Raw genomic sequence first — 14,132 nt, 5'->3', positions numbered from 1 at the left:
AGCGGTCACGCCACACAGGGTTGCCTAGAACTTATACTGCAGGTTGGCGAACATCGAACGCCCGCGAGGGTCCCCGTAAGTCGGGTCCCAGGTCACTTCGAAGTAGCGCGACTGGTTGGTGAACGGTGGCGCCGTATCGAGCATATTGATGACGCCAGCGCGCAGCTTGATGTTCTTGGTGAACGAGTAGCTGCCCGTCAGATCCCACAGCGAATAGGCCTTGACGTCGCGGTCGTTCCAGCCCGCATCGGCCAGGCCGGGAATGTTCTGGTCGCGATAACTCGAGAAGAAAGTGTTGCCAAGGGTGAGATTGACCGCGCCCCGGGTCCAGTCGATAGTGAGCTTGTGGCGCCAGCGCTGCACGGCCTTGTCGTCGCGGAATACGCCGAGGCCATCCGTCATCGGCGAATTCGGATCGGACTGGAATTCATATTTGGTGATCAACGTGCCGTTCAGGCTGGCGCTGAAGCGGCCCAGCGCCGTGTCGTCGCCGCGCCAGTTCAGTGCGATATCGAGCCCGGACGTGTTGAGCTTGCCGCGGTTTTCTTTCTTGAACTGCAGGTAGGACACGGCACCGTCTTCGTCGCGCACGACGATGTTCGGATCGTTGTAGTAGACCGGATTGTCGAACACGGTTTGCTCGCCGATTTCGGAGATGATGTCGGTCTTGCGGATGATCCAGTAGTCGAGGCTGCCGTTCCAGTTCCGGTTCGGTTCCAGCACCAGGCCGGCCGAGAACTGCTTGGACTTTTCCGGTTTCAGCAGCGGGTTGCCGTAGCGGTCGAGGTCGAACTGGGCAATTTCGCCGGAGACTGGGTCGCTGACGAAGCTGGCCGTCGTGCCGGACCGCACCGGCAGGAACAATTCGGCAATCGACGGTGCGCGGAAACCGGTGCCGTACGAGGCGCGGCCCAGTACCGCCTTGCTTGGACGGTAGCTGACGGCGATTTTCGGATTGGTGGTGGTCAGCGCCGGCGTGGTGACGTTCGACAGCGGATCGTGCACGCCTTTGTAGCGGTCGTGGCGGATAGCGAACTGGCCTTCCCATTCCTTGCTGAACGGTGCATTGATCTCGGTGTAGACGCCGGCGATGTCGCGCGAGTTGGACGAGTCGGCCAGCAGTTCGTCCGAGCTGGCCCGGTCTCCCTGCACGTCATTGGTGCGCAGCGCATCGGTGGCGCTGAATTCGGTCTTCTCGCGACGCAGTTCGACGCCCACCGCCAGCATGGCGTCGCCGCCGCCCAGCGCCATCAGCGCGCGCGTGAGTTTGCCGTCGACGCTGTCGCTGGTGCCCTTGGAAACGCGTGCCGCGCCATGGATTTTGATGGAATCCATAAACTTGCGGCCGGCGTCGTCGGTGGCCGGGACGAACGGGTTGTAGTTGCCACTGGCGATGCCCGCCAGCAGTTTGCTGCGCGACACCCAGCCGTCGATATCCAGGTCGGTGGCCTTGTTGACGCTGTGGTTGTACGCCGTATCGTATTCCCAGTCGCCCACCTTGCCGGTCGCGCCGACCACGATGCGCGACGCCTTGCTGGTCACTTCCGACGTGCGCCGGCCCGCATCCGTCAGGCGGAAGCGGAAGTTGACCGGCGTGGTGATGCCGGTTTGCGTCTGCAATCCGGCCGGCAGCGAGATGCCCGTGCTGGCGCCATTGATGCTGCCCGAGGTGGCGGGCGAGGCGGCGTAGCTCGTCTCGGCCTTGCTCAGCAAAACTTCCGCGAACAGTTGATGGTCGCCGGGGGCCAGCAAGGTGGCGCGGCCGATGAAGCTTTGTTTCTTCGCGTCGGGGTAGACTTCCGAATCGCCCATGTAATTGTAGGAGCAGCCTTCGGTGCCGCCTGGACCGAGCGGACGCACCACGTTCGGGCTGCCGTTGACGCAAGTGCTGTTGCCGAAGTTGACCCGTCGTCCCGGCGACGGCGCCCAGGTGCCGCCGGGGCCGGACCCCTTCAGGTAGCCGGAATTGTTCAGCGTCGCCAGCTGGGCGGCGCTCAGATCGACGTTGGCCGGGAAAGTGTAGCTCGACAACTGAGGCGACAGACGGTCGGGCAGGCTGTATTCCTGCATGAATTTGCGCTGCGAGCTGGCCAGGCGCTCGGTTTTCTGCACGTCCAGCGCGCCGAACACGTTGAAGCGGTCGGTGCTCAAGGAGCCGATGCCGCCGGACAACGATGCCGATTTTTTGCCGGCGCCACCTTCGTCGGTACGCAGCGCATACACGCTGGCCTCGCCGCCCTGGTAGTCCTTGCGGGTGATGAAGTTGATCACGCCGCCCATGGCGTCGGTGCCGTAGATCGCCGACGCGCCATCCTTGAGCACTTCGACGCGCTGGATGGCGCCGGCCGGGATGTTGTTCAGGTCGACCCCGGAATTGTCGCCCGGGCTGGCGAAGTTGGCCATGCGACGCCCATTCAGCAGCACCAGCGTGCTTGAAACACCGAGGCCGCGCAGGTTGGCCCCGTTAAACCCGCGCTGGCCGCCCATGACGTCGCTGACGCTGGACCCATCGGTCAGGCCGCCGACATTCGAGGATATCTTCTGCAGCAACTCGGCGGCAGTGGTCACGCCGGACTTATCGATATCGTCGCGCTTGATGATTTCCACTGGCAGCGCCGCTTCGCCTTCGATGCGCTTGATGCTGGAGCCGGTGATCTCCACGCGCTGCATGTCCTGTGCTTGGGTGCCTACGCTCATGGCGCCAAGCGCGAGCAATACAGCGTGGGTGCAGCGGGAGCGACGGAACAGCGAAGCCTTATGGGTGCCAGATATCTTCATGCGATCAATCCCCCAGGTGAGTTAGAAGAATTGTATTGTTGCATGAAGGAAGCGGCTTATCTGTTGCGATCTGTCCACAGTCACTAATTGGGGCGGTGGCTTGTCGGCACGAGGATTTTATAGCTAGAAATTAGTTCCATGAGGCATTGTTTTTACCGATTTTTGGTAATATTGCGGGATAAAAAAATACTTGTTACGCTCACGTAGTCGAATCTATGCCAAACAACCTTTTCCCACTGACTTGCTTTCTAAGCAGCTGCTTTTACCTCTTCGTTATCTGCGCCGGCGCTGGCCTTGTCTACCTGCTAGTACGTGGTGTGTCCAATCGCCGGGGCCTTCTCGAGGACGCGCTACCCCATGACAGTAGCCACACCGGTCCTGTGATCCTTTCACCCTTACTCCATATTTTATTTGGGTTCTTGGTACTAGGCTCCCTGATGGGACTGTTCGGCTCGCTTTCTCGCTCGTCTATATGGCTAGCCCTGCTGTGCCTCGGTGTGTCTGCGCTCTTTATTTTCAGAAATTGGCATCACATAAAAGGATTAGTAGGCGACCTTTTGAATATCATTGAGCGGATGGTGGCTGTAATTATCAGTCTGGATTATGGCCTGCGTGAAAATCTATCCATGCGGATAATATGGGCAACGTTTGGCATCCTGCTTGCTCTATTTGCTGGCGCATTTGGGTGTTTATGGCCTGTGCTGGAGGAGATGTGGAATTCGACAGGCATCTTTTCTCTATTGCTTCGAATCGCCGTGTGGTTATTTGGCCCATTGTTTTCGTTGATGCTGGGGCTCGGCGTGGTGGGTCTTATCCGCCAGGGACAAAATCCGTTAAAGCCTTCGATGTTGGCGCTGTCCACGCTGAGTCCCCAGCAAGCTGCCTGTCACGTCCACGTTGCGCATTTGTCCGATTTGCATATTCCGCGCGACACGCGTTTGACGGAAGACGAGCCTTGGGAGCCAGGCATTCTGGACAAGTGCCGCAATGCACTGGCTGAGAATGATGAGAACACACCCCTTGCCGCCATCGTATGCTCGGGCGATATCACGGACACCGGCCATCCGGATGCTTGGAAGAAGTTCGTCACGAGCTTCGGCGCGTACAAGGGCCGTATCGTCATGGGGCCTGGCAACCACGATTTGAACATCGTGGGCTACGGGGCGTTAAGTATCCTTCTCGTCGGAGATAAGTTTGGCACGGCAGGACGCTGGGTTCGGATGGTCGCATTTATGAAAACGGCGATAGAGATGATGGACGACCGTGCGCAGGTCTGGCAGCACGGCAAACTCGTGCCGCTTGCCGATGCATGGGAAACCATTTCAGCGGACACGTCAAATGAGAGGAAAGCGCTGCAGGCCGCCAATGATTTGTTTCCATTTGTGGTGACGGTCGAAAAAAATCAGGCGCTCACTTTCATCGTCTGGAATACCGTCCGCTCATCCTCACTGGCATTTAATAACTCCTTCGGGAATATCGGCAAAAAACAGCTAAACAATTTCCAGGCAATCAATGAGCACTTCAAGCAGACCGGAATGAGTCTTCTTCATGTCATGCACCACAAAATCGGCTTGCCAAAGGCGAGATTTAAGCGCCAGAAAACAGTTACGGGAACGCGAACCTATCGACTGCGGATGTATCTCAGAGACTCTCTTCAGTTGGCCGGAATGACGATGGCAAACGCGCGAACGGTCCTTCCCGCCATCCTGCAAAACCAGAGCACGGTCGTGCTGCATGGTCATCACCATGCAACGTTTACTGGCGAATATGCGCTAGGGGGCAAGGTGATGCAGGTGGTTTCCGCACCGTCCTCTACGCTCGGTACGGAGTATCACGTCGGTACTGATGGTCGCCCGCGCAAAGGCTTTGACATTCTTGAACTCGGGCGTAACGATATGGGATGGGCGCTCATGCGCCAGCCAATCCAGATCGATTACAAGGTCTGAGTACGGGCGATACCAGCGCGTCCTCGGCCGGATAAGGAGAAACGCCGCCGCAGCGCCAGCTGTCGCGGCGGCCCGTGTTCGGCGTCTTGCTGCCCGATCAAGTGCAGCGGCGCGATGCGGCGCAACGCACACGCGGCGATGGCATCCTTGCTGGAGGTCATTTTGACCAAAGCGATTCAGTCCTCTTGACCTCAAGTTAACCTGAGGTAATACAATCATTTCGCCGCGTTCGGTAACCGCCGCCTTTAGCGCCATCGGCTGGAGAGGCGTGCTGAACGACGCTTCCACAGCGGCGCCAACAAGGGACAGTCTCCATTCACAAGGACAATTTATGAGCTTGTACACTTCACTATGGCTGTTCCAATCCGTCTATGCGGTGGGCTTGGCCATCTGGTTGACCATCGCTGTCGTCGACAACCTCTGGGCGTTTCGTGAGCTGGTCCATGCGGTGGGGACCACGATGTCCATGGCGCCCCTTCAACGTTCTCCCGCAATACATTCGGTTCTGTCAGCGCGCGCAGTGACATCAATCCGCTGGCATCGGTTGGCAGTGGTCGGGTTGCTGATCCTGAAGCTACTTGCGTTCACCACCTGGTGGATCGGTTGCTATAAGTTGCTCATCGGTGGCGGTTTGGAGCAGGCACGTCCTTGGCTAAACCTCGGATTGTGCGCATTCACCACATTCCTGTTCGCAATGCATCTTGCAGGCCTTTGGTTTGCCTATTGGATCCGCGAGGACGACCTTCAACGCGGACATTTAGCGCTTATGCTCTGGACGCTAGGTGCCTTTTTCCTGTTCAACGGCCACTGGACATGACCTGCCTCGTCGGCCCCAATCCCGCAGCTCGGCAGCGTGTAAATCTGCACGCTGTCGGAGCTCCGCAAGCCCGCTAGCCCGCGTGGTTGTTGCCCCTGTGCGCGGACATGAACATGGCCACGGCCGACCGGCAATAGGATTCGATTTCGTGGTCGTCGTCCGCTATCGCCTCATCGAAGCGCGCGATGATCAGCAGATCGGATCCTTTTAACAGCGCGGCAAACAAGCGGGCGGACTGGCGAGGATCCGGCACATTCAACGCCGCCTTCGCGTCCAGCTGGCGCAACAGGGCCTCGATTTGGGCGATGACGTGGGCCGGACCGGCTTCGTATTGGAGCTTGCTTAACGACTTTTGATTCGTCTTGTCGGCCATGATCATCGCTTCGACACGGCGCACGTCCGGGTTCAGGAAAGTGCGGAGCAGGGATGACCCCACCGTCATCAGCTGATCCTCGGCCGGACCGGCGACGCCTTCAAAAAGGGCCTGCGGCGCAAACCGGTGACAGCTGGCCGCGATGGCGGCGCTGAACAGTGCCTCCTTGTTTTCGAAGTGCCGATAGATGCTCAGCTTGGATATCTTGGCGCGCTGGGCAACCTTGTCCATGGTCGTCGCTTGAAAACCCAATTCCACGAAAAGTTCGCACGCGGCGTCGGCGATCGTTCGGCCCAGCGCCTCGTTGGCGGGGCGGCCCCGCCGGCCCGGATTATTCTCGGTCATAACAATTCCAGTACTTGACAGTATCTAATTTAGTAATTAGGATACCACGAAGTATCCGAAATACGCAAACCCGGCGGGCGGGCTGGTGCGCGACCAGCCCATCCGCATCCCCAACACGGAGCCTATCATCATGAACGACGTCATCATCATCGGCGGCAGTTTCGCCGGCCTCGCCGCCGCCCTGCAGCTCGGCCGTGCCCGCCGCAAGGTCACGGTCCTCGACACCTGTCGGCCGCGCAACCGCTTCGCCGGCCACTCGCACGGCCTGCTCGGCCACGACCACAAGCCACCGCTCGACATCCTGGCCGAGGCGCGGCAGCAGCTGGCGCGCTATCCAACGGTCAAGCTGGTCAATGCCCGCGCCGAGAGGGTGTCCGGCGCGATCGACGATTTTTCCGTCGTCACCGACGATAACGAACGCCTGGGCGCACGTCGTTTGATCCTGAGCTATGGCGTCGCCGACCAGATGCCCGACGTTCCGGGATTTGCCGAAAGCTGGGGCACAGCCATCGTGCCCTGTCCCTATTGCGACGGCTTTGAAGTCGCCGGCCGGCATTGGGGCCTCGTCTGGTCCGGCCCGCAGTCGCACAACTATGTCAGGCTGTATGGCCACTGGACCGAGACGCTGACGGTGTTCGTCGATGGCCACGACATTCCGCCCGATATCCGGGCCGATCTGGCGCGCCGCGACACCTCGGTCGTCGATGGCCGGATCACGGAAATCGCCCGCCACGGCGGCCATCACGCCAGCGTCAAGCTCGCTACGGGCGCCAATGTCGCGGTCGACATCCTGTTTGCGCATCCGCGCAACAAGCCGTCCGCCAGCCTGCATGAATCACTGGGCCTGGCCACGGTCGACACGCCATTCGGCATCGCCCTCAAGGTCGACGAGCGGCGCGAGACCAGCATCCCCGGCATCTATGCCGCCGGCGACCTGGCAAACCCGCTCATGGCCTCGGTCACCACGGCCATATCGCACGGCGCGACGGCGGGAATCTCCGCCCAGCAGTCGATGCTGGTGTGAGCAGCAGATGGCACGACAGTGCCAAATGCCGATCCGGTCGCCGACTGGAATGGGCCAGCGATGGATTGAGCCGAAACGCGTCATGCCGCTCGCCCAGGTCTCGCATAAGGCGCCGCCGCCTCACCCCGGCGCCGGCTGCGTGGCCAGCCATCGCAACAGGTCGGCGCTCTCGAGCGGGCGGCTGTACAGGTATCCCTGTCCCTTGTCGCAGCCCTGCGCATGGGCCACGTTCGCCTGTTCGATCGTTTCGATGCCTTCGGCCACCGTGTTCATGCCCAGGCTGCGCGCGACCAGCACCGTCGCTTCGATCAGCACCTTGTGGTGGGCGCTGCTGGCCGCCAGGCTGACGAACGAGCGGTCGATCTTGACCGTATCGACGGGCAGCAGGTGCAGGCTCGACAGCGAGGAGTAGCCGGTGCCGAAGTCGTCGAGCGCCAGCTTCACCCCCAGCCGCTTCAGGCCGAGCAACTGGTGCTGGATGTCGGCCCCCTGGGCCGCTAGGCTCTCGGTAATTTCCAGCTGCAATTGCGCCGCCGGCATGCCGCTGGCGGTGAGGATGGCGGCGACCTTGTCGCACAGGTCGGACTCGGCCAGCTGCGCGCGCGACAGGTTCACCGCCAGCAGCCGGGGCGCCTGCGCGCCCAGCTGCCGCTGCCAGGCGACGAAATCGCGGCACGCGGCGGCCAGCACCTGCTCGCCGATCGCGTGGATCATGCCGGTCGCTTCGGCGACGCCGATGAACTCGATCGGCGAGACCAGGCCGCGCACCGGGTGGCGCCAGCGCACCAGCGCCTCGACGCCGGCGGCGGGATCGATCCGGCCGCCGTCCATCAGGCCGACCACGGGCTGGTAGACGTTGAACAGTTCGGCGCGCTCGACGGCCGTGCGCAAATCCGCTTCCAGGCTGCTGCGCAGCAGTGCCTGATCGCGCATGGCCTGCTCGAACATGACGATGCGGTGGCCGCCCTGCGACTTGGCCACCGTCATGGCGATCGCCGCGTCGCGCAGCAGGTTGTCGGCGTCGCGCGACCCGGCGTCCAGCACCACCATGCCCAGGCTGCACGTGAGCGCCAGCTCCTGGTTGCCGACGCGGTAGGGCTGGCCGAGGCGCTCGAGCAGGCGCGCGGCGATGCGCTCGACCACCGCCGGTGCCGGCAGGCCGTCGAGCAGCACGGCGAATTCGTCGCCGCCCAGGTGGGTGGCGGTTTCGGCGGTGACGCCGTCGGCGCCGGCGCGGCCGCCGGAACGCACCGTCGTGCGCAGCCGTTCGCCGACCAGCGCGAGCACCTGGTTGCCGACCGCGTTGCCCAGCGTATCGTTGACTTGCTTGAAGCGGTCCAGGTTGAGCAACAGCAGCGCGCAGTGGTCGCCGCTGGCGGCCCGCTCGCGCGCGGCCATCTTGCGCAACAACAACAGCGTGCCGGCGCGGTTGGGCAACTGCGTGAGCGTGTCCACTTGCGCCGCGCGCGCCAGCATGGTTTGCTCGCGCACCACCTCCTGGGTGGCGTCCAGCAGCACCGCCATCAGGCGGTTGTCGTCCAGTTTGAGCAAGCCGAGCGAAAGCACGGCGGGGGCCTCGGCGTGGCTGCCGGCGTCGTCGACGCTGATGCGCAGGCCTTCGCAAATGACGCCCTGCGGGGCGCCGAAGTCCGCGCAGCGCTGCGGCAAATCGGGCGCGTGGCGGCGCAGCACGTGGAAGAAGTTGTCCATGTCGCCGTCCGGCGTGAGCGGCATCAGCAGGCGCGCGGCCATCGGGTTGAGGATTTCGATGGCGCCGTCGCGTTGCAGCTGGATCAGCGCCACCGGCGCCCGATACAGGAATTGGATCAGCGCCTCGTAGGCGAGGTCGATGTCGCCGCTCATGCCGCCGCCCACGCCGCTACGCGGTTGCGTCCGCCCCGTTTGGCCGCGTACAGGGCTTCGTCGGCGCGTTTCATCAAGTCGTCGAAGCCGGCCAGCGCGTCGTCCATGACGGCCACGCCCAGGCTGATCGTGTACGCAATCGGCTGCTGCGCGTAGACGGCCGGCGCGGCGGCCACCCCGGCGCGCAGGCGCTCGGCGATCGCCAGCGCATCGTCGAGCGCCACCGACGGCAGGATGATGGCGAACTCCTCGCCGCCGATGCGCGCGAGCACGTCGACCTGGCGGCAGACACCGCGCATGGTGTGCGCCAGGTGCACCAGCACGGCGTCGCCGGCCGGGTGGCCGTGACTGTCGTTGATCGCCTTGAAATGGTCGGCGTCGATGACGATCAGCGCGACCGGGCGCACCGCTTTTTTGCGGCGCGCCAGCTCCAGCTGCGCCGCTTCGAAGAACGCGCGCCGGTTCGACAGGCCGGTCAGGTGGTCGCTGTAGGTGGCCTTGCGCAGGTTTTCGCTGACGTCGCGGCGGTCGGAAATGTCGCGGATGATCATGCAATAGGCCGGTTCGTCGTCGGCCCCCGGGGCGCCGGCGGCGCCGTCGTCGTCGCCGCGCAGCGGCAGCGGTGAAATCATCGCGCTGCCCCAGAACTCGCTGCCGTCGGCGCGCAGCCGCAGGCCCTCGTCCAGGGTCCAGCCGTTCTCGTCGGCCTCGCGCAGGCGGTCCAGTTGCTGCGCCTCGGTGGTGGCGCCGTCGGGATAGAAGCGGGCGTAATGCTGGCCCTTGATGGCGGCCGCCTCGTAGCCGGTCACGCGCTGGATGCTTTCGTTCCAGGACTCGACCCGCCCCTGGCGATCGAGGCTGACCAGCGCATAGTCGGTGATGTTGGTGATGATGGCGTTGAGCCAGGCGTCGGTCTTGCGCAGTTGGCGCTCGCGACGGTCCTGCTCGGTGACGTCGGTGAGCACCGCCATCAAACGGTCGGCGTTCAGTTTCAATAGCGTCAGCGACATGACCTGGGGGCCGCTGCCTTTGGCGTCCGCGTGCAAGTACAGGCGGAGCGCGTCGCACACCTGCCCCTGTTCCGCGGCGAAGCTGCCGCACTGCGAGCGCAGGTCGGGCGCCACTGGCGCCAACGCCTCGAACAGGTTGGTCAGCTCGCCGTCGCGGCTGAGCGGCATGAGTAGCTGCGCCGACAACGGGTTGAGCATCTGGATGGCGCCGTCGGCAGCCAGTTGCACCAGCCCCACCGGGGCCAGATACAGGAACTGCAACAGCGCCTCGTAGTCCTGCGCGTCGGCATGCTCGTCGGCGGCGCTCACGGCCGTTGCACCAGGACGTAGGCCAGCGCGGCGCCGGGCTGGTACAACAGCCGCAGCTTGACCTTGGTCGGGCGCATGCGCAGCGTCAGCACGTAGTTGATGGTGTCGTCGAGCGGCGCGCCCTCGGCGCGCGCGTCGCTGAAGCGCTGCGCCACCATGAAGTTGTTCATGCATGGCGCGACCGCCACGAACAGGTCTTCGCCCAATACCCGCTGCGCCCGCAGACCGGCCGCTTGCGATTCGAACGCGTTGTAGCGCTGGACTCGGCCATCGAGGTCGAAGCCGATCACGCCGAAGCCGAGGGCGTCGAGGCCGGCGGTGTCTGCGTGCTCCAGCAAGGCGGCCAGATCGGACTGGTCGAACGGGGTTTCTGCGTGCAATGTCATTTTGTCGTTTCCATCAGTGGCGGTCAGGAGGAAGCATATCATTGGCTCAGGGCAACTCGCCAGTGTTCGCGCATGCCGTGCGTGCATTACCGCGCATTTGTGGCACGCGGGCGCCACGCGGTTGCAGGGCCCGGTCGCCCGGCGCCCGCTTTCGAACGAAGGAAGGCTCGCCAAATCGCACAAATGCAACATTCATATCGAAAAAATACGCAAGACCTTTGGAGTTGACTGCCATTTCGCTATAGACTGAATCACTTCAAAGCTTTCCTTTCCTTGCTTTAGACTTTCGAAACGTTTGGAAGGGCGATTTGATTCCACGTATTTCCTCTATGCGAAACAAAGCGAAAGTGCCGGGCAAGCAAGCGCCCGGTCCGGGTGGCCCTGTGGGTTCGCCGGCATCGCCTTCGCTGCACCGACAACTTAAAAGGAACCGTTAATGAGTCACCTGCAACGCCGCGCGCACGCCGCCAGCCATCCCCGCCTGGTGCCAACTCCGCTCACTTCCGCTTGCCTGCTGGCGCTGGCCGCGCTGGCCGCGCCGGCGCGCGCCCAAGAGGACGCCGCCACAGATGCCGAGCAGCTCGCCAAGGTCGTGGTGACCGGCGCCCGCGCCAGCCTGCAGCAGTCCCTGGCGCTCAAGCGCAACTCCGCCGTCGTGCAGGACAGCATCAGCGCGACCGAACTGGGTCGCTTCCCGGACAACAACGTGGCCGACTCGCTCAGCCACATCACCGGCGTCTCGATCTCCCGCACTGCCGGCGGCGAGGGCCAGAAGGTCAGCATCCGCGGCCTGGGCCCCGAATACACCATCACCACCTTCAACGGCCGCCTGCTGGGCACCGACAGCGCGGGGCGCTACTTCGCCTTCGACGTCTTGCCGGCCGACGTCATCAGCGGGGCCGACGTCGTCAAGTCGACCCAGGCGCAGTTGGTCGAAGGCGCCATCGGCGGCCTGGTGAACCTGCGCTCCGCCAGCCCGTTCGACCAGAAAGGCCAGCGCGGCCTGCTGCGGGTGGAGGCCGACCGCAATCAGATGAGCAGCTTGAACGGCAAGAAGCTGTCCGGTACCTACAGCAACACCTTCGGCGACCAGATCGGCGTGCTGCTCGGCGTCGTCTACGCCAAGCGCGACGTGCGCACCGACACGGCCGGCAACGATGGCGGCTGGTCGCGCAACCCCATCCCCAGCGACCCCAGCCAGTTCTGGGAGTTCGGCAACACCTGGGGCGGCGCCATCGATCCGAACGGCAACGGCATACTCGATCCCAACGAGGAAGGCCTGATCGGACCCGGACAGTTCCGTTTCGGCTCCATCATGGAGAAGAAGGAACGCGTGGCGTTCTCGGGCAAGGTCGAGTGGCGGCCAAGCAGCGACGTCAAAGTCGTGGTCGACGGTTTCAAGACCCGGCTGGACTCGCCCCAGGTCGGCTACCAGCTTTCGTTCTATCCGCTGTTCGCGCCGGGCCGCTGGTCCGACATGAAGGTCAGCAACGGCGTCGTGACCGACCTGACCTTGTCCGGCGCCGACCCGGAAATGCGGCTCAATCCCGAGATCCTCAACAAGACCGAGTACCGCGTGGTCGATACGGCGATGTACGGCGCCAAAGCGGACTGGAAGATTTCGCCGACGCTGAAGGTCGCGGGCGACATCTACGAATCCACGTCCAAGCGCCATTCCGGCGGCAAGGACAGCTACGTCGTGCTGCGCATGAACCAGCCCAACGTCACGCGCATCCAGCTCACCGGCGCCGCCGTGCCCGATGTCAAGACCACGTTCGCCGACGGCCGCGACCTGCAGGGCGGCCTGGCGCAGGGCCTGTTCAAGGCCAGCGACTTCAACACCCACTACTACAGCCGGGCGGGCGACAACATCGACGACCGCATCCGTGGCGCGACGGCGAATGCCGAGTGGAAGCTGGATCGGTTTCACATCAACCAGCTCAATTTCGGTCTGAGCCAGACCGATCGCAGGAAGACGCGCGACATGGTCAACAACGCCTTCAATGGCGGCCAGGACCACTACTCGGGGCAGAACGCCATCGATGTGGGAACCCTCGGCGGCAACGTCATCAACCAGACCTTGAGCCCGAAGGGCTTCCTGTCCGGCGTGGGCGGCAACTTTCCGCGCAGCTTCCTCGGCTTCGATATCGCGAACTACGCGCAGGCGTTGCAGGCCTACGACGGCAAGCCGCGGCCGGGCGGCGGCGTCTACAGCTCGACCTTGTCTGCGCCCGCGTGGAACGCGCTGGAAAGCTACCGGGTAGGGGAGAAGACCACGGCGGCCTATGTGCAGGCGGATCTGGCCGGCGACAGCTGGAGCGCGGACCTTGGCGTGCGCCTGGTCCACACCAAAACCACCGCGCAGGCGTGGGACGCCAAGATCACCGACATCGTGGAAAACGGCGCCTTCAACTACACCGCCGTCTATGCCACGCCGTCGGCGGTGGAGCAGGAGGCCAGCTATACCTTCGCGCTGCCGGCGGCCAACTTCACCTACATGTTCACCGACACGCTTCAACTGCGGCTCGGCGCCGCCAAGACCATGGCGCGGCCGTCCGTGGACAAGCTGGCGCCGTCCAGCACCACGGCCAGCATCTCCTGGGGCGACTTCACGCAGATCTACGGCGGCAATGCCGAGCTCAAGCCTTACACGGCGCGGCAGGCCGACGTCTCGCTGGAATGGTACTTCGCCAAGGACTCCGCGCTCACGCTCGCCGTCTACCAGAAGAACATCCGCAACCAGATCACCACCTTGTGGTTGTCGGGCCAGGACATCGGCGCGCCCGGCGGCCGGCTGTTCAACGTACAGCGTCCCGTCAACGGCGACAAGGCAACCGCGCGCGGCGTCGAGATCGGCCTGCAATACCTGTTCGACAACGGCTTCGGCGTGCGCGCGCAGTACACGCGCAACCGGTCGCGCAGCTGGGTGAACGGCAGCGAACGCCCGCTCGAGGGCATCGCCCCGGCGACCGCGTCGCTGGGCTTGCTGTACGAACGGGGGCCGTGGAGCATGAGCACCACGGCCGACTACACCGATGCCTTCGTCACCGCCACCAATGTGATCGGCGCCGGCTTCAACGAGACCGCCAACGCGGTGACGTGGCTGACCGCGCAGTTGGCCTACGATGTGAACAAGTCGCTGCGCATCAGCATCGAGGGCAACAACCTGACCGATGCGGTGCAGAAGCCCAAGCTGGGCAACGGCACCATCAGCCTTCCGAACGGCTATTACCGCTACGGCCGCTCCATCACCGTCGGCGCGAGCCTGAAGTTCTGAACAT

The 14,132-nt window shown here is 63.4% G+C and carries 9 protein-coding genes; 4 read left to right on the top strand and 5 right to left on the bottom strand.

Features of this window, described 5'->3' with window-relative positions; translation table 11 throughout:
* Positions 1-24 precede the first annotated feature (24 nt).
* A complete protein-coding gene (locus tag BMX85_RS00820) occupies positions 25-2,697 on the bottom strand; it encodes a TonB-dependent receptor (RefSeq protein ID WP_177196616.1) in 2,673 nt (890 codons plus the stop codon).
* A 518-nt stretch (positions 2,698-3,215) separates the two neighbouring features.
* On the opposite strand from BMX85_RS00820, the gene BMX85_RS00815 reads away from it, so the two are divergent.
* A complete protein-coding gene (locus BMX85_RS00815) occupies positions 3,216-4,724 on the top strand; it encodes a metallophosphoesterase family protein (protein ID WP_177196615.1) in 1,509 nt (502 codons plus the stop codon).
* A gap of 331 nt (positions 4,725-5,055) precedes the next feature.
* Positions 5,056-5,541 (top strand): DUF2165 family protein, encoded by a 486-nt coding sequence (locus BMX85_RS00810; protein ID WP_090313718.1) that lies wholly within the window; start codon positions 5,056-5,058, stop codon positions 5,539-5,541.
* Between the two features lie 73 nt (positions 5,542-5,614).
* Here the strand turns inward: BMX85_RS00810 and BMX85_RS00805 are convergent, their stop codons facing one another.
* Positions 5,615-6,259 (bottom strand): TetR/AcrR family transcriptional regulator, encoded by a 645-nt coding sequence (locus BMX85_RS00805; RefSeq protein WP_090313716.1) that lies wholly within the window; start codon positions 6,257-6,259, stop codon positions 5,615-5,617.
* Positions 6,260-6,389: 130 nt separating this feature from the next.
* Here BMX85_RS00805 and BMX85_RS00800 point away from each other — a divergent pair, with 130 nt between their 5' ends.
* Positions 6,390-7,283, top strand: coding sequence for an NAD(P)/FAD-dependent oxidoreductase (locus BMX85_RS00800; RefSeq protein ID WP_090313715.1), 894 nt, complete (start codon positions 6,390-6,392; stop codon positions 7,281-7,283).
* Positions 7,284-7,403: 120 nt separating this feature from the next.
* Here BMX85_RS00800 and BMX85_RS00795 read toward each other — a convergent pair whose 3' ends face one another.
* Genes BMX85_RS00795 through BMX85_RS00785 form a run of 3 tightly spaced genes read right to left on the bottom strand, consistent with a single transcriptional unit; the run spans position 7,404 to position 10,851 of the window.
* Positions 7,404-9,146 carry a putative bifunctional diguanylate cyclase/phosphodiesterase gene (locus tag BMX85_RS00795; RefSeq protein WP_090315101.1) on the bottom strand — a complete coding sequence of 581 codons (1,743 nt, stop codon included), beginning with the start codon at positions 9,144-9,146 and terminating at the stop codon, positions 7,404-7,406.
* Positions 9,143-10,465 carry a sensor domain-containing diguanylate cyclase gene (locus BMX85_RS00790; RefSeq protein ID WP_090313713.1) on the bottom strand — a complete coding sequence of 441 codons (1,323 nt, stop codon included), beginning with the start codon at positions 10,463-10,465 and terminating at the stop codon, positions 9,143-9,145. The genes BMX85_RS00795 and BMX85_RS00790 overlap by 4 nt, the downstream gene beginning before the upstream one ends.
* Entirely contained in the window at positions 10,462-10,851 is a 390-nt protein-coding gene (locus tag BMX85_RS00785; protein WP_090313711.1) for a phosphonate transporter, read from the bottom strand. Before BMX85_RS00785 ends, BMX85_RS00790 begins: the two co-directional genes overlap by 4 nt.
* A gap of 436 nt (positions 10,852-11,287) precedes the next feature.
* Here BMX85_RS00785 and BMX85_RS00780 point away from each other — a divergent pair, with 436 nt between their 5' ends.
* Positions 11,288-14,128 carry a TonB-dependent receptor gene (locus BMX85_RS00780; RefSeq protein WP_090313709.1) on the top strand — a complete coding sequence of 947 codons (2,841 nt, stop codon included), beginning with the start codon at positions 11,288-11,290 and terminating at the stop codon, positions 14,126-14,128.
* The last annotated feature ends 4 nt before the right edge of the window (positions 14,129-14,132 follow it).

The organism is Duganella sp. CF517 (genome assembly GCF_900110275.1).
GTDB lineage: Bacteria > Pseudomonadota > Gammaproteobacteria > Burkholderiales > Burkholderiaceae_D > Rugamonas.
This window is presented reverse-complemented; position numbering and strand designations above follow the sequence as displayed.